This window comes from Burkholderia sp. Bp8963, from assembly GCF_003854275.1.
Classification (GTDB): Bacteria; Pseudomonadota; Gammaproteobacteria; order Burkholderiales; family Burkholderiaceae; genus Burkholderia.
Map to the genome: position 1 here is coordinate 38106 of NZ_QTQP01000050.1, position 14104 is coordinate 52209.

Genomic DNA, 14104 nt, shown 5'->3' on the forward strand with positions numbered 1-14104 from the left:
CGATGCGCGCGACTGACGTGAGAACTTCGATGCTGCGACGGGCGTGCCGCATGACAGGTGGCGCACGTCTGACGTTGCGACGGCGCTTCGTCTGCCCGTGCAGAGGAGTATGGACCAGAAATGTGAACGTCGCGCGTGGTGACGCGAATGAAACAGCGGCGCAAGAAGAATGAAAGGATCTGATGAACAGGCGGGCGGGCGGTTGCACGCCTGTCTCACTCGCGCCGAAAAAAGTTTTGCGCGGATGTCACACACGCGGGTGGCTCGCTCGTCATGTCAGCGTAACCCACCCAAGGAGATGCAACCATGACTGCGAAACTCGACCCGTTTGCCGCTGCCCCGTCGCTGATGAAGAACTGGATGGGCATGTCGCTGGCTGCCGCCGCGAGCCTCGAACCGACGCTGATCGAGCTGGTCAAGATCCGTGCGTCGCAGCTCAACGCATGCGCCAATTGCCTTAACATGCATACGGCCGAAGCGCGCGCGAACGGCGAGACCGAGCAACGCCTGTATCTGCTGTCCGCGTGGCGCGAAGCGCCCTGCTACACCGACCGCGAACGCGCGGCGCTCGGCTGGACCGACGCGCTCACGCGGCTGTCGGAAGGACATCCGGACGAGGCCGCGTACGCGGCGCTGAACGACCAATTTACGCAGGAGGAACAGGTGAAGCTCACGCTGATGATCAACGTGATCAACGGCTGGAACCGTCTCGCGGTCGGCTTCGGCCTGTGGGTCGACCCGGCCGTCGCGAAGGCGGCGGCCAAGGCGGCGGCCTGATGACAGACGCCGATTCGGCCAATACAGCGGACGCGGCGGCGAGCTTCAACCCGCTGCGCCGCACGCTGATCCGCGTCGCGTACCGGATGCTCGGTTCGGTCGCGGACGCCGAGGACATGGTGCAGGAGGCGTTCATCCGCTGGATGGACGTCGAGCGCGCCGAGGTGCGCGTGCCCGAGGCGTTCCTGCGCCGCATGGTGATGCGGATGTGCCTCGACCAGCTCAAGTCCGCGCGGCATCAGCGCGAGACCTATATCGGCCCGTGGCTGCCCGATCCCGTCGTCGAGGAAGACGAAGCGGAGGACGTCACGCTGCCGCTGATGCTCGCGCTCGAGCGCCTGTCGCCGCTCGAGCGCGCGGCGTTCCTGCTGCACGACGTGTTCGGCCTCGAGTTCGACGAGGTCGCGGCAACCATCCAGCGCGAGCCGGCCGCGTGCCGGCAGCTCGCCGCGCGGGCACGCACGCACGTGCGCGACGCGCGGCCACGGTTTCATGTCGAGCAGCAACGCGGGATCGAGATTGCCGAAGCGTTCTTCGCGGCGTCGCGCAGCGGCGACATGCGCGCGCTCGGCGCGATGCTCGCCGAAGACGTGAGCCTGCATGCGGACGGCGGCGGCAAGCGCCCGGCCGCGAACCGGCCGATCTTCGGCTTCGAAGGCGTGATGCGGGTGCACGAAACCCTGGCCGCACTTTTCAGCAAGCAAGGTTCGACGCTCGTGCGCGCGGGGTTCGTCAACGGGCTGCCGGGCTTCGTCACGCTGGAAGCCGACGGCGAGCTGCAGACGACCGCGCTCGAGATCGAGGACGGCAAGATCGCGGCGATCTACGTCGTCCGCAATCCGGACAAGCTGCGGCATCTGCATTGATGCGCGATGCGCGGCTGCGGTTGCGCGGCTGACGACGCGCGTACCCGGACGGCCCGTGTTGCCGCAAACGCCGTCCGGGTCGCGCCCCGCTCCTCCCTTACTCTACCGTCACCGATTTCGCGAGATTCCTCGGCTTGTCGATATCCGCGCCGCGGATGCACGCCGCGTGATACGCGAGCAGTTGCAGCGGCACGACGTGCAGGATCGGCGACATCAACCCGTAATAATCAGGCATCCGTATCACCGAAATGCCGTCGCCGTTGTCGATTCGCGTGTCGGCATCCGCAAACACGTACAGTTGCCCGCCGCGCGCCCTCACCTCCTGCATGTTCGATTTCAGCTTCTCGAGCAGCGTGTCGTTCGGCGCGATCGTCGCGACCGGCATCGTGTGCGTGACGAGCGCGAGCGGCCCGTGCTTCAGCTCGCCTGCCGGATACGCTTCCGCGTGGATGTACGAGATCTCCTTCAGCTTCAGCGCGCCTTCTAGCGCGATCGGATAATGCAGACCGCGACCAAGGAACAGCGCGTTCTCGTGGCACGCGAATTCCGCAGCCCAGCGCTCGACCTGCGGCTCGAGCGCGAGCACGTCGGCGAGCGCGTCCGGCAGGCGCCGCAGCTGCGTCGTGTAGCGCGCGAGCTGCGTGTCGTCGACGAAGCCGCGCAGCCGGCCGAGCGTGACCGCGAGGATGAACAGCGCGACGAGCTGTGTCGTGAACGCCTTCGTCGACGCAACGCCGATCTCCGGGCCCGCGCGCGTCAGGAACCGCAGGCCCGTCTGCCGCACCATCGCGCTCGTCGGCACGTTGCAGATCGCGAGCGTATCGGGATGGCCGAGTGATTGCGCGTACTTGAGCGCCGCGAGCGTGTCGGCCGTCTCGCCCGACTGCGACACGACGACGACCAGCGTGTTCGGCGTTGCGAGCGCATCGCTGTAGCGGTATTCGCTTGCGATCTCGACCTGCGCGGGCATCCGCGCGATCGTCTCGAGCCAGCGGCGCGCGGTGAGCCCCGAATAATGGCTCGTGCCGCACGCGAGGATCAGCACGTTGTCGATCTGCTCGAATATGTGCCGCGCGTCCGGCCCGAATACTGCGGGATCGAACAGCCCCGCATCGGGAATCGTCGCCGCGACCGCGTGCGGCTGCTCGAAGATCTCCTTCTGCATGAAATGCCGATACGGGCCGAGCTCGACTACGCCTTCACCGCTCGCGACCGTCTGCACCGGCCGCTCGACCTCATGGCCGTTGCGATCGAAGATCCGCACATGGCCGGCCATCAGCTCGACGATGTCGCCTTCCTCGAGAAAGATGAAGCGGTCGGTGATGCCCGCGAGCGCGAGCGCATCCGACGCGACGAAGCACTCGCCGTCCTTCAGCCCGACCACGAGCGGCGAGCCGACCCGCGCGCCGACGAGCCGCTGCGGCTCGGACTTGCTGAACACCGCGATCGCATACGCGCCGTGCAGCTGCGTGGTCGCGTCGCGCACGGCCGCGAGCAGGTCGCCGCGGTACTTGCTGTGGATCAGGTGCGCGACAACCTCGGTGTCGGTCTGCCCGTCGAATTCGTAGTGTTGGTCTGATAGTTGTAAGCGCAACGTTTCGTGGTTCTCGATGATGCCGTTGTGCACGAGCGCGATCTCGTCGCGCGAGAAGATCGGGTGCGCGTTGCAGGTCGCCGGCGCGCCATGTGTCGCCCAGCGCGTATGCGCGATGCCCGTGCTGCCGGACAGCCCGGCGCTTGCGACGTGCGCTTCGAGATCCGCGACGCGCGACACGCTGCGTTCGCGGCGCGCCGCGCCGTCGACGACAGTCGCGACGCCGCATGAGTCGTAGCCGCGATATTCGAGGCGGCGTAAGCCTTCGATCAGGATCGGAACGATGTTCCGTTGCGCGACCGCGCCGACGATTCCACACATGACGCGCTACCTCCAGTGTTAGGCCCGGTGCCGCACGCACGAACGGCCTGCGCGCGGGCTGCGCATTGCACGTCCGCCGCCGATACGGGTACGGCCGCACACGTGCAATGCGGCGCGGTGGCAACCGGTGCGCGTACGCGGCACGACGCGATGCAGGGCGGCGGAGATGCGAAGCGGCAAGGGCGCATCGCCGGGGTGACGGTCATCATCGCTGGGCGGCGACGTGTCGGCCCGCATCGCGAGGATGCGTCGCGCGTATGGCAGGCACGCACGTGACGGTTGCTCGCAGAACAGCGCCCCTGACGTGGCGTGCGATCCGGCTGGACAGAGGTGAAGCGGGAAGGGTGAAAGGCCGATCCGAACAGCGCAACGCGTGCCTCGGCGCACCGCACGCACGCAGATTGGCGTCAACGCCGGCCACATCCAGAACGCCACGTACGACCACAGCGGCAATGCGACACGACCCCATGCCGGACACGCCAGCGCCGCATCGTACGCGGCCAGCGCGCAGGCCAGCGCGAGCAGCATGACGTCTTCGACGCGGTACGTGACGCAGTACGGCACCGCCCGACAGTCCTTCATCGTTCGTCCCCGGGTCTGCGCCCACGGGAGTGGTCGCAGTTGGACAAAATGCAAAAGGGGCCGGCAGAGCACGCATCGATTGCGTCGCCGCTTTCCGCTGGCGGCGCCGCCGATGCCGATCCCTCACACCGTTTCCCGACCTCGTTTCAGTCGCTTTCACCGTCCCGTAGTTACCGGCCTGTCATTCATGCATCTGGGACGGGGTTCATCCTGACCGAAGCAAGCGCCGAGCCATCGAGCGGCGCGGCCCGTGCGGCAAGGCGGGAGGGCCGCGCGAAAAGCACGAGGGCAGCCCAGTCGAAAGGTTTTTGATTCATCGACGTATCAGAAGTCGGTGCGCCGTGCGGGGCGTGCCGGAGGCCGCACCGTGCGGCCCTGACGCGCGTCGTGCAAGGCTCGAACGGGAGCGTTCGCGGTGCAGAAGGCGAGGGTGAAGATGCCCGGACGTTCGATTTGCACGTAGGAGCGGCTCACCGGCAGCGCGCTGACGATGGCAAGGAACGGACGTCGGGCATTCGTTTCACGGACGCAACGTTTCGATGCATCGGCACGCGACGATTGCGCCGCGCGCGTTCGCCCCGGAGAAATCAACATGCGCACTCAATCGTCAGTCATGTACGCCGCATCACGATCGCCGCCGCCAGAATGCCGTATCGACATGCATGGATGACGGCGTTCGGCCAGCCGTGTCGGCCGACGTGCCGCACGCTTCGTGATCCTACGAAATGCAATTGCGCCCCGCGTACGGCCATCGGCACGCGCCGCACCCCGTATCACGTATGAAACATTCCGCACGGCCTGGCAGCCCACCCCGCGCGTCACGCACCGCGCTCGCCGGACGCGGCGCGGCTGGTTTGAAATATGCAGCATTCAGTATGCCGACACGCGTGCACGCAGAAGCGGCAACACACACAATCGGCCGGTGAAACCGATTGCATGAATAGAGGTAACGACAGATGACATGACTTGCCACTCGCAACGAGATGGCGGGCACGGGGACGCTTCGCCGACGCAAGCCCCCACGACGAACCTCCCCGGCCTTCACGCGGCGCGGCTGACTGCCGGCCGGTGCGGATCGGCCCGGCGGCAGGCGACCGTGTTGCGCCGCCCATCCCCGTGCAAGCGTGCGGGGCCGCCTCGCGCGCCTGGACGAACGGAATCAGGGAGCGATTCGAGGTTCGACATGCGGAAATTCTTGTTTGTGTTCGGTACGCGTCAGGAAGCGGTCGGGATGGCACCGCTCGTGCGCGCGCTGAGGGCCCACGGCAACATCGATGCGAAGGTGTGCGTGACCGCCGCGCGGCAGCGGGAGATGTTCGACCCGCTGCTCGCGTTGTTCGACATCACGCCCGACTTCGCGCTGAACCTGACCGACCCCGGCCATGTGCACGCTGATGCGACGCCAGGGCTGCTGCAGGCAGTTGGCGGGCTGTTCGACCGGCTGCATCCGGATACGGTCGTCGTGTACGGCGACACGACGACGACGCTGATGGTCAGCCTCGCGGCGTTCTACCGGTACCTGCCGGTCGCGCACGTCGAGGCGGGGCTGCGCAGCGGCGACATCTGGTCGCCGTGGCCCGAAGAGCTGAACCGCCGGATCACCGACGCGGTGTCGTCGTGGCATTTCGCGCCGACCGAGCGCGCACAGCGCAACCTGTTCAGCGAAGGCGTGCCGGCCGACAGCGTCGTGCTGAGCGGCGACACGCTGATCGACGCGCTGCAGGGCGTGCGACGCGTGCTCGAGCGCGACGACGCGTTCGCACAGACCATCACCGCGCGCTACCCGTTCCTCGGCGGCGATGCGCGGATCGTGCTCGTGTCCGGCCACCACGTCGGCACCGGCGACGCACTCGTGCACTTCGGCCGCGCGCTGCGCGTGCTCGCGGGCCGGCACCGCGACGTGCAGTTCGTCTATGCGCTGCACGGCGACTCGCTTGTCGACGAACCGATGCACGCGCTGCTCGACGGGATCGCGAACCTGCACGTGATCGAACCGCAGGCGTACCTGTCGTTCGTGTTCCTGATGTCGCGCGCCCACTTCATCATCACCGATTCGTGCGGGATCCAGGAGGAGGCGCCCGCGCTCGGCAAGCCGGTGCTCGTCACGCGCGACACGAGCGAGCGACCCGAGGCGATCCAGGCCGGCACCGCGCGGCTCGTCGGTGCCGATGCGGCACGGCTCGTCGAAGAGGCATCGCGTCTGATCGGCAACGAACGCGCATACGACGAGATGGCGCATGCGAGCAATCCGTACGGCGACGGCCATGCGTGCGAGCGGATCGTGCAGGCGCTGCTGAGCCGCCGGCATGCGCTGCCGAACATCGTGAATTTCGGAATGGGTGCGGGGGAAATGCCGTATAACGCGCTGGCGCTCGGACTGCATGCGCTGCGTTCGGCCTGAACGAAAAAAAACGCCGCGCGGTTTTGCCGCGCGGCGTCTGTACTGTTGGCGAGCCGCGTTGCCTATGGGCAATGCGTACTGCCGGACCCCTTCAATTGTGCGTTGGTAGGCTCGATTGGACTCGAACCAACGACCCCCACCATGTCAAGGTGGTGCTCTAACCAGCTGAGCTACGAGCCTAGTGAAGCGGCGAATTATAGAGAGGGTCGGTGGGGAGCACAAGCGTTTTGATGAAAATTTTTTGAATCGACGTGAGTGGCGACGCGTGAAGCTCGCTGGAACCCTTGTGTGCCAACGGTTTGCGCGGTTCGAGAAGTGCTGCGCGATGCGCTTCGTTATTTGCGGTGCATGTCATGCGATGCGCGCACGCGTGATACGCGACGCGGTCGCGCTGCTTGTGATCGATGAGATGGTGACATCGTGGAGTCGCGCATCTGTGGATGCAACATGCGAAGCACAGCGTAACGAGTCGTTGCTGTGAGGTTATCCACATTCGCTTCTGGATAACCGCTTCGCAAGCCTCTGGATTCACAGTGGAACGATTGAGGATATCTGTGACGTCTGTGAATCCGCGCAAAAGTTGTTCTGTGCTCGCCGGAACTTTGCACGCGAGTCGCGTACGGTTATGAATTCCGCATCGCGCTTATTTTTCAGTACGTTAGGGTAGTTATCCACAGAACGGCGAGCAGCTTGTTAACTATCACTACGTATATATACACAACAAGTCAAAACCATTGGATAAGCACAGCGCGGCGACTGTGACCTGTGCATGGACGACCCGAAATGCTGTGAGGCGATGACCCAAAGCGTGCTCGGGAGCACAGCGTTTTCGCTGTGAATCCTCTGTAGAATCCCGCGCGTCGACACAGCGAGCGGTTCAACCATGTTCATAAAACTGCAGGCGCAGTGCGCGATCATCTCGGACGATCTCACCGTAGCGGGTTTTCCGTCGATGGCCGGCGAGGTAGCGCGGCTTGCGGGCATTGCCTGCGATCAGGCGACGTTGGCTGCCGACCGCCGGGCCGCGTTGCTGCGGCTGGAGGACATGACGAAGATTCGATGGCTCGGCGATCTGAACACCGCGCATATCCCGTATCTGTCCAACAACGCATGGTGGGACAAGCTGGAGCAGCTCAGGCAAGCGGCGAATGGCGCGCTTTCGACGATGAACGAGGAGTGATGATGGCGGCAGTCCAGTGTTCCGTGCATGGCCGCGGCAGCGGCGTCAATCTGACGCGTACCGCAGCCGAACTGCTGTACGGCGGGCGAGCCGGATGGGCGGCCGGCAGCCGGCTCGTGAAGCTGATGCTCGAAGACGACGGCGTCGAATGGTTGTGCTTCATCCTCGAATCGGACGCGCTGACGTTCAAGGCGCTCGGCGGCGTGCGCGACGCGGACGGCAATTACCGCATCGTCGGCGAGGATGCGGCCTGGGCCGCGCTCGCGACGATGACGGCCGCGTGTCATGGCTGCCTACTGGAAATGAAACGCGTGCAGGACAACGTGCGCGATGCAGACGAGGACGGGAACCGGTGATGGTGAGGCCATCGGTCGCGCGTTTCGAACCGATATACCGGCATCTGTATTGGAGCGTGACCGGTACAGATCAGCGACTTTGATCCAATCCGTCTCTTTCCTGACGGCGAGGCGCTACTGACAATACAGCCAGTGTTCAATTGAAGGGGGCACCGTGCTTACCGATGCGTTCGACATCCTCACACTCCCGGGTTGGCGAAACTCCGGCCCGGACAACTGGCAAAGCCACTGGGAGCAGGCCTTTCCCTCGATACAGCGTGTCGTCCAGGATGACTGGGACCACGCTGACTACGAAAAATGGGCGAAGTGCCTATCCGGTGAGGTGGCGCGGCGCAGCCGCCCGGTGATTCTCGTTGCCCATAGTCTCGGCACATCGTTGGCGACCCGATGGGCGCTAGCGGGACAAACCGGGCCGGTGGCAGGTGCCTTTCTCGTCGCGCCAACCGATCGAGACACGGAAACAGCCTTGGCAAATTCGGCGATTACCGGTTTTTCGCCCATGGCACTGAAGACACTACCGTTCCCGTCGATGGTTGTTGCCAGCAGCAACGACCCGCACGTATCGCTTGATCGAGCAACACAGTTTGCCGAGGCGTGGGGTTCTCGCTTCATCAATGCCGGTCCGCTCGGCCATATCGGTGCGTCCGAAAAGTTGGGGCTCTGGCCGCAGGGCCTGGTTCTCTTTGGCCAATTCCTGGCCGATCTCGCGTAGCCAACATGGCGGGTCTCGACGATAGCCTCGATAATTCAGCATCGTGACGAAAGGGCGCCGCAATACGGCATGTGGATAATCTCCGCGCAAAGAATTAAAAACGCTGTGTGTGCCGCGCCGGTTTGAGCGGCGGCGGGGGTGATTGTCGTGCCTTTGGGGATGTGGACAAGCGCGTTCAAACGGGTCGAAAACGCTGTGTAGCGTGGCGCGAGCGCGTTGTGTCGCGCTGGTTCAATCACGACCTTCGATCTTGCTGCGTCGATCGAGTGGAGACGGCCTCCGCTGCTTGTCGCTATCGAAGCGTATCCGCTTCGGATGGGGTGCCGTTGGGCGTACGACACTGTACTCGCGGTGTGGAAAACACCCTCAAAAGCAATCGCAAACGCTGTGTGTGATATCGTGCGCGGCCGCGCGTATCTGCCAAGCGACGCGCATTCTACGGTGCGATCGAATTCGAGCTGGTGTTCGCGTGACTAGCGGCAGTGATTTTTGCTCGAAGAGGCGGCTCCCGGTTAAAGCAAAAGGGGCCGGCTGCGCTGTTGATTTCATTGTGGATAACCGACCCTCAAGACGACTCGAAACGCTGTGAATCGGCAGGGTGAGGGTTGATGCCTGCATTTGAGTGCATCGCGCCAATCGGCCTATGCGCGGACGTTTCGGGCGGATAGACAGGCGTCTCGATTGAAGCGCAAGCGGTCGGCAAAGTCGTCACGCGTATTGTGGATATCTGCCTTCAGAAATCACTCGAAACGCTGTGCATTCTAGTGGTGAGGCTGAACGCCATCGAACGAAAGCGTTGAACAGTCGCTTCCATTGTGGATATCCGACCGCACAAAGGACTCAAAACCCTGTGCCTTTCAATGGTGAGTGTGAACCCCTCGGTTGAGCGTTTCGCCTCGTCGTTACCGTTGTGGATATCCGATCCCCAAAACGACTCGAAACGCTGTGCAATCGAACGGTGAGCGTGCACGGCTCTGGGGTCGAGAACGCCCGTCATACGGTGCAAGAGCGGACGCGTTCAGCCTCAGGCGAAGAACGAGTGCCGATTACGTCTGCTCGTCGAGCGCGCGCGCGAGGGCTTTCTCACCGAGGCTGTCGGCTTTTCCGACCACCGCGTAGTTGAGCCCATGCAGTGAGCCATAGCGCGCGAGCAATTCACCGTCGACGCGTTCGCCCGCTGCGAGCAGCCGACGCGCGGATTCAGGCGGCCGCACGTAGAAGCTCAACGTGCGCCCCGCGTTGTCTTCGTAAAGCACCATTACCGCCGCACCACGCTCGGTCGCAAACAGACGCCCGCCCACCGGACGGAAGCCTGCCGCGCTCAAATCCGGCAACTTCGCGCCCGGCCCGACCTGACGAGTGAGCCAAGTCTGCAACTCTCCCGCACTCGTCGGCGTGACATCCACCCGCGCCCTGCGATCCACGACCATCATCTTGTACGCCTCGACCGCATCGCTCATAGGCGCGGCGGCCGTCGGCGCGTTCCAGCCGCGCGCCTGCCAGCCGCCGAACGTGCCGAGGCCGATGCAGAGAACAAAGGATGCGGCCATCGCGAACCGCATCCGCGTGCGCTCGTTGCGGCGCGCGCGGATCGCCGCCGGATCGAGCGCCGGGTTTTCGAACGGCGGCGACACACTTGCGAGCGCGGCCCGCAGCCGCTGCGCGTCCTGCCGCCAGCGCTGCACCTGTTCCGCGCGTTCCGGGTGATGCGCGAGATAGCGCTCGACCGCAGCGCGAGCGTCGTCATCGAGCTGGCCGTCGACGTAGGCGTGGAGGTCGTGTTCGTCGGGTGGGATGTTCATTTCATCAACCGGAGGGAGGGGGCGGGGAGTTCGCCGTCGCTGAGCCGGCGCAGCGCCTGGCGCGCGCGGGAGAGTCGCGACATCACGGTGCCGATCGGCACGTCGAGCAGATCGGCGACTTCCTGGTAGCTGAAGCCCTCGACCGCGACGAGCAGCAGCAGGCTGCGCTGCTCGTCGGAGAGGCGGCCGAACGCTTCGAGCGTCGCGCGCGCGGCCACCTCGCGTTCGGCGGACGGCCAGTGCGGCTCGTCGTCGTCCTTGATGCGGCCGAGCAGCCACGCGTAGCGTTTCGCGCGGCGTTTGCCGTCGAGAAACTGCCGGTAAAGGATCGTGAAGAGCCAGCTGCGCAGCGACGCGTCGTCGCGGCGGCTCGACCAGCGCGACAGCGCGCGCTCGAGCGCCGACTGCACGAGATCGTCGGCCGCGTGGACGTCGCGGGTCAGCCAGAGCGCGAAGCGGCGCAGCCGCGGGAGCTGTTCGCGCAGTTGATCGTCTTGGTCGGTCGAGGACATGGCGGGCCAGATGCCGGAGCGGCGTGGATTCGTTGCGTAGGACGTCTGCCGGGCGCGGTTATTCCACCAGCATAGAAAAAATTCTTCGATGGAATAAAGCGGGCGGTGGGGCGTCCTACGGCGGTTCGATACAAGACCGCGAGGTCGGGAGTGACAACATGGAGCGATCTTCTTCTTCATCTTCTTCGCCGCAGGGTGAGCCTGGGCGCGGGTTCTGGCGCTGGGCGGCGATTGGCGGGGCCGTGGTGGGCGTGGCGGCGGCGTTCGGGTATGTCGGCGGGTGGCTCGCGCCAGGGCGGCTGACGCCCGACAGGCTCGTCGACGCGCTGCAGGCGAACGGCGGCGTACATCCTGGGTTTAGGCGCAATCACGCGAAAGGCGTTTGTGTGAGCGGTTACTTCGAAGGGAATGGCGCGGCGAGCGCTTATTCGACCGCACCCTTTTTCAAGGCGGTGCGGACGCCGGTGGTTGGGCGGTTCGCGTTGCCGGGCGGGAATCCGTATGCGCCGGATAGCAGCGTGCCGATCCGGAGCATGGCGTTGCGGCTCACCGCGCCGGATGGGGAGCAATGGCGGACCGGGATGAACAGCATGCCGGTGTTTCCGGTGGCGACGCCGGCCGCGTTCTATGCGCTGACGGTGGCGGGGCGGCCCGATCCGAAGACCGGGAAGCCGGATCCGGCGAAGCTCAAGGCGTTTTTCGCTGCGCATCCGGAGACGACGGCGTTTCGGGAATGGGTGAAAGGGGCGAAGCCGAGTGGGAGTTATGCCACCGAGGCTTATTCCTCGTTGAATGCGTTTTATCTCGTCGATGCTGGCGGGAAGCGGCAGGCGGTGCGGTGGCAGGTGGTGCCGCAGCAGATGGCCGGGGCGGGGGATGTCGCGAAGGCCGGGGATCCGGATGTGTTGCAGGCGGATCTGGCTCGGCGGATCGCGGACGGTGCGCAGCGGTGGAAGTTGGTGCTCACGCTCGCGGAGCCGGGAGATCCGGTGGACGACGCGACGAAGGTCTGGCCCGCGCAACGGACGACGATCAATGCGGGGACGCTGGTGCTCGATCGCGTGGAGGCGCAGGACAGCGGGCCTTGTCGGGATGTGAATTACGACCCGACGGTGTTGCCGGAAGGGATTCAGGCTTCGGAGGATCCGTTGCTCGCGGCGAGGTCGGCGGCTTATGCGGATTCGTATCTGCGAAGGACGAGTGAGGAGGCCGGGGTGCCTGGGGTGGCGAAGGTGATTGCTTCGGAGAAACGGTGATGAAGACGACGTTCAGTTTGCCGGCGAGGGTGCTGCATTGGGTCATGGCCGCGATGATCGTCGCGATGCTGTTTATCGGGGTGGGGATGGTGGCTTCGGTTTCGGAGCGGCATGCGGTGCTCGTCGCGATTCATAAGCCGCTGGGGGTGGCGGTGCTTGTGCTGGTTTGTTTGCGGGTTGTGGTGCGGTTGAGTTCGCGGGCGCCGGCGCTGCCGGGGGATTTGCCTGGGTGGCAGAAGGCTGCGGCGCATGGGTCGCATCTTGTGATGTATGCGCTGATGGTTGCGATGCCGGTGATCGGGTGGGCGATGCTTTCGGCGGGTGGGTATCCGGTGACGCTTGGGGGTGGGGTGCAGTTGCCGGCGATCGTGGCGGCCGATCCCGTGGCGTTTGCGTGGCTCAGGAATGCGCATCGGTGGGTCGCTTATCTGTTCTTTGCGACGTTTCTTGCGCATTTTGCGGCGGCGCTTTATCACGGGTTGGTGAGGCGGGATGGGGTGTTGAGGGCGATGGTAGGGAGGTGATCGTGGACGGCCGCTTTCTGCCGTTGTGACGGTTGTTGAAGGTGGTCGTTAAAAAACGCGGGTGTATCTGCGCCACGGAGTGGCGCATGGAGACTCGCTGAAAGTTGATCCAGCCACCAAAGCAATAAGGGCCGCTTAACGCGGCCCTTGCTTGTTACGCCTGCCGCTCTGGCTCGGCATGCTGATGGTAGGGCTGCTCTCGATACGCAAGCTGGCAACCGTCAGGCGTGATGGTGATTTTCCGGGTCTTGTGATTGATGTCGAGAAAGACGCGGTCCCCCGGTTCGAATCCGAACAGCTTGAAGTGAGCATCGATGACGCTCATCCATGGCATGTACGGCCAGCCTCTCTTGGGTCGGTCGGGCGTGCTGCGGAGGATCATCGCAAGCACGGTGTTCGGTTTGCGCGGTTTGCGCTTCTTTGGACGTGACTTATGATTGGCGTCAGCCATTTCCGACTCCTGGTATGAGTTGGTTGTGGTCAGCGGGTCGTATGGGCTGCCACCCATGCGGCCCGCGCTTTGTGCGGTGGTGCTGATTGAGTTTAAGCGAAGAAATGCGCTCGATGAGGTCAACACATGCGAACTAGCCGAACGGTATAGAAGGCGTCAGGCGTCTCGAATTTTGTGCTGTCGAACAATAGGGAGCGGAGCCCGCTGTTGGCGAAATCGTCGGCGGGTGACAAGGAGATTGCGAGTCGTCGTTGAAGCGAGTGTTCGATCAATTTGTGCGCGAGCGTCGGAGCAAGCGCATCTCACGAGCACTGCGTGAAGAGCACGAGGCAGCAGCGGAACGACTCTTCGATATGAGGCTGCTCCCCTCTACGACCACTGGCTGCAACCTCCGCTCATCCCCCGGTAGCGCATCTTGGCAAAATTTTTTTCAAGGAGGGCTTGACGGCAGAGCTGGGGGAGCCCATAATTCGCCTCCCTGTTGATGACAGGGCAGCAAAAAAAGCTGCAAACGCTCTTTAAAAATTAACAGCCGATAAGTGTGGGCGCTTGATGACAGCGAGCCCGGTCCTCGGATCGGGATAGCAAAAGTATCAAGAGTCTCACACTAAAGTAAGTCAGGTTTATGAAGCAATTCATATGACCTGTCAGCTTTGAGTGAGCGACCGGTTTCTAACGAAACCGAAAACAGTAACAGGTTTAAACTGAAGAGTTTGATCCTGGCTCAGATTGAACGCTGGCGGCATGCCTTACACATGCAAGTCGAACGG

The 14104-nt window shown here is 64.0% G+C and carries 14 protein-coding genes, 1 tRNA gene and 1 rRNA gene; 9 read left to right on the top strand and 7 right to left on the bottom strand.

The window, feature by feature from the left end; all coding sequences use genetic code 11:
• The first annotated feature begins 306 nt into the window (after positions 1–306).
• Positions 307–777 carry a carboxymuconolactone decarboxylase family protein gene (locus DID96_RS30015; protein ID WP_124602859.1) on the top strand — a complete coding sequence of 157 codons (471 nt, stop codon included), beginning with the start codon at positions 307–309 and terminating at the stop codon, positions 775–777.
• A complete protein-coding gene (locus DID96_RS30020) occupies positions 777–1643 on the top strand; it encodes a sigma-70 family RNA polymerase sigma factor (RefSeq protein WP_124602860.1) in 867 nt (288 codons plus the stop codon). The genes DID96_RS30015 and DID96_RS30020 overlap by 1 nt, the downstream gene beginning before the upstream one ends.
• Positions 1644–1740: 97 nt before the next feature.
• Here DID96_RS30020 and glmS read toward each other — a convergent pair whose 3' ends face one another.
• The 3 genes from glmS to DID96_RS30035 form a co-directional block, all read right to left on the bottom strand.
• Positions 1741–3558 (bottom strand): glutamine--fructose-6-phosphate transaminase (isomerizing), encoded by a 1818-nt coding sequence (glmS, locus tag DID96_RS30025; RefSeq protein WP_124602861.1) that lies wholly within the window; start codon positions 3556–3558, stop codon positions 1741–1743.
• An 18-nt stretch (positions 3559–3576) separates the two neighbouring features.
• Positions 3577–4086, bottom strand: a complete 510-nt coding sequence (locus tag DID96_RS30030; RefSeq protein WP_124602862.1) for a hypothetical protein — start codon at positions 4084–4086, stop codon at positions 3577–3579.
• A 378-nt stretch (positions 4087–4464) separates the two neighbouring features.
• Positions 4465–4734, bottom strand: a complete 270-nt coding sequence (locus tag DID96_RS30035) for a hypothetical protein (RefSeq protein ID WP_124602863.1) — start codon at positions 4732–4734, stop codon at positions 4465–4467.
• A 589-nt stretch (positions 4735–5323) separates the two neighbouring features.
• Here DID96_RS30035 and wecB point away from each other — a divergent pair.
• Positions 5324–6541: a non-hydrolyzing UDP-N-acetylglucosamine 2-epimerase gene (gene wecB / locus DID96_RS30040; RefSeq protein WP_124602864.1), complete on the top strand. Its 1218-nt coding sequence runs from the start codon at positions 5324–5326 to the stop codon at positions 6539–6541.
• Between the two features lie 103 nt (positions 6542–6644).
• Here the strand turns inward: wecB and DID96_RS30045 are convergent.
• Positions 6645–6721, bottom strand: a tRNA-Val gene (locus tag DID96_RS30045).
• 703 nt (positions 6722–7424) lie between these two features.
• Here DID96_RS30045 and DID96_RS30050 point away from each other — a divergent pair.
• From DID96_RS30050 to DID96_RS30060, 3 genes are all read left to right on the top strand, one after another.
• Positions 7425–7721, top strand: a complete 297-nt coding sequence (locus DID96_RS30050; protein WP_124602865.1) for a hypothetical protein — start codon at positions 7425–7427, stop codon at positions 7719–7721.
• Positions 7721–8077 (top strand): hypothetical protein, encoded by a 357-nt coding sequence (locus DID96_RS30055; protein ID WP_124602866.1) that lies wholly within the window; start codon positions 7721–7723, stop codon positions 8075–8077. The genes DID96_RS30050 and DID96_RS30055 overlap by 1 nt, the downstream gene beginning before the upstream one ends.
• A gap of 154 nt (positions 8078–8231) precedes the next feature.
• Positions 8232–8789: an alpha/beta hydrolase gene (locus tag DID96_RS30060; protein WP_124602867.1), complete on the top strand. Its 558-nt coding sequence runs from the start codon at positions 8232–8234 to the stop codon at positions 8787–8789.
• A gap of 1046 nt (positions 8790–9835) precedes the next feature.
• On the opposite strand, the gene DID96_RS30065 is transcribed toward DID96_RS30060, so the two are convergent.
• Both DID96_RS30065 and DID96_RS30070 read right to left on the bottom strand, forming a co-directional pair.
• Positions 9836–10591, bottom strand: coding sequence for an anti-sigma factor (locus DID96_RS30065; RefSeq protein ID WP_124602868.1), 756 nt, complete (start codon positions 10589–10591; stop codon positions 9836–9838).
• The gene (locus tag DID96_RS30070) at positions 10588–11103 is read right to left on the bottom strand and encodes a sigma-70 family RNA polymerase sigma factor (RefSeq protein ID WP_124602873.1); all 516 of its coding nucleotides are present in this window, start codon (positions 11101–11103) and stop codon (positions 10588–10590) included. Before DID96_RS30070 ends, DID96_RS30065 begins: the two co-directional genes overlap by 4 nt.
• A gap of 158 nt (positions 11104–11261) precedes the next feature.
• Here DID96_RS30070 and DID96_RS30075 point away from each other — a divergent pair, with 158 nt between their 5' ends.
• Both DID96_RS30075 and DID96_RS30080 read left to right on the top strand, forming a co-directional pair.
• Positions 11262–12359, top strand: a complete 1098-nt coding sequence (locus DID96_RS30075) for a catalase family peroxidase (RefSeq protein WP_124602869.1) — start codon at positions 11262–11264, stop codon at positions 12357–12359.
• Positions 12359–12883 (top strand): cytochrome b, encoded by a 525-nt coding sequence (locus DID96_RS30080; RefSeq protein ID WP_185732406.1) that lies wholly within the window; start codon positions 12359–12361, stop codon positions 12881–12883. Before DID96_RS30075 ends, DID96_RS30080 begins: the two co-directional genes overlap by 1 nt.
• A gap of 154 nt (positions 12884–13037) precedes the next feature.
• On the opposite strand, the gene DID96_RS30085 is transcribed toward DID96_RS30080, so the two are convergent.
• Positions 13038–13334: a hypothetical protein gene (locus DID96_RS30085; RefSeq protein WP_185732407.1), complete on the bottom strand. Its 297-nt coding sequence runs from the start codon at positions 13332–13334 to the stop codon at positions 13038–13040.
• A gap of 701 nt (positions 13335–14035) precedes the next feature.
• Between DID96_RS30085 and DID96_RS30095 the strand changes: the two genes are divergently transcribed.
• Positions 14036–14104: ribosomal RNA gene (locus DID96_RS30095) — 16S ribosomal RNA — on the top strand; the annotation flags it as partial.

Excerpts from the sequence above, each read along its gene's own strand:
- DID96_RS30015 (WP_124602859.1), top strand. The coding sequence starts at position 307 with ATGACTGCGAAACTCGACCCGTTTGCCGCTGCCCCGTCGCTGATGAAG.
- DID96_RS30020 (WP_124602860.1), top strand. The coding sequence starts at position 777 with ATGACAGACGCCGATTCGGCCAATACAGCGGACGCGGCGGCGAGCTTC.
- glmS (WP_124602861.1), bottom strand. The coding sequence starts at position 3,558 with ATGTGTGGAATCGTCGGCGCGGTCGCGCAACGGAACATCGTTCCGATC.
- DID96_RS30030 (WP_124602862.1), bottom strand. The coding sequence starts at position 4,086 with ATGCTGCTCGCGCTGGCCTGCGCGCTGGCCGCGTACGATGCGGCGCTG.
- DID96_RS30035 (WP_124602863.1), bottom strand. The coding sequence starts at position 4,734 with ATGTTGATTTCTCCGGGGCGAACGCGCGCGGCGCAATCGTCGCGTGCC.
- wecB (WP_124602864.1), top strand. The coding sequence starts at position 5,324 with ATGCGGAAATTCTTGTTTGTGTTCGGTACGCGTCAGGAAGCGGTCGGG.
- DID96_RS30050 (WP_124602865.1), top strand. The coding sequence starts at position 7,425 with ATGTTCATAAAACTGCAGGCGCAGTGCGCGATCATCTCGGACGATCTC.
- DID96_RS30055 (WP_124602866.1), top strand. The coding sequence starts at position 7,721 with ATGATGGCGGCAGTCCAGTGTTCCGTGCATGGCCGCGGCAGCGGCGTC.
- DID96_RS30065 (WP_124602868.1), bottom strand. The coding sequence starts at position 10,591 with ATGAACATCCCACCCGACGAACACGACCTCCACGCCTACGTCGACGGC.
- DID96_RS30070 (WP_124602873.1), bottom strand. The coding sequence starts at position 11,103 with ATGTCCTCGACCGACCAAGACGATCAACTGCGCGAACAGCTCCCGCGG.
- DID96_RS30075 (WP_124602869.1), top strand. The coding sequence starts at position 11,262 with ATGGAGCGATCTTCTTCTTCATCTTCTTCGCCGCAGGGTGAGCCTGGG.
- DID96_RS30080 (WP_185732406.1), top strand. The coding sequence starts at position 12,359 with ATGAAGACGACGTTCAGTTTGCCGGCGAGGGTGCTGCATTGGGTCATG.
- DID96_RS30085 (WP_185732407.1), bottom strand. The coding sequence starts at position 13,334 with ATGGCTGACGCCAATCATAAGTCACGTCCAAAGAAGCGCAAACCGCGC.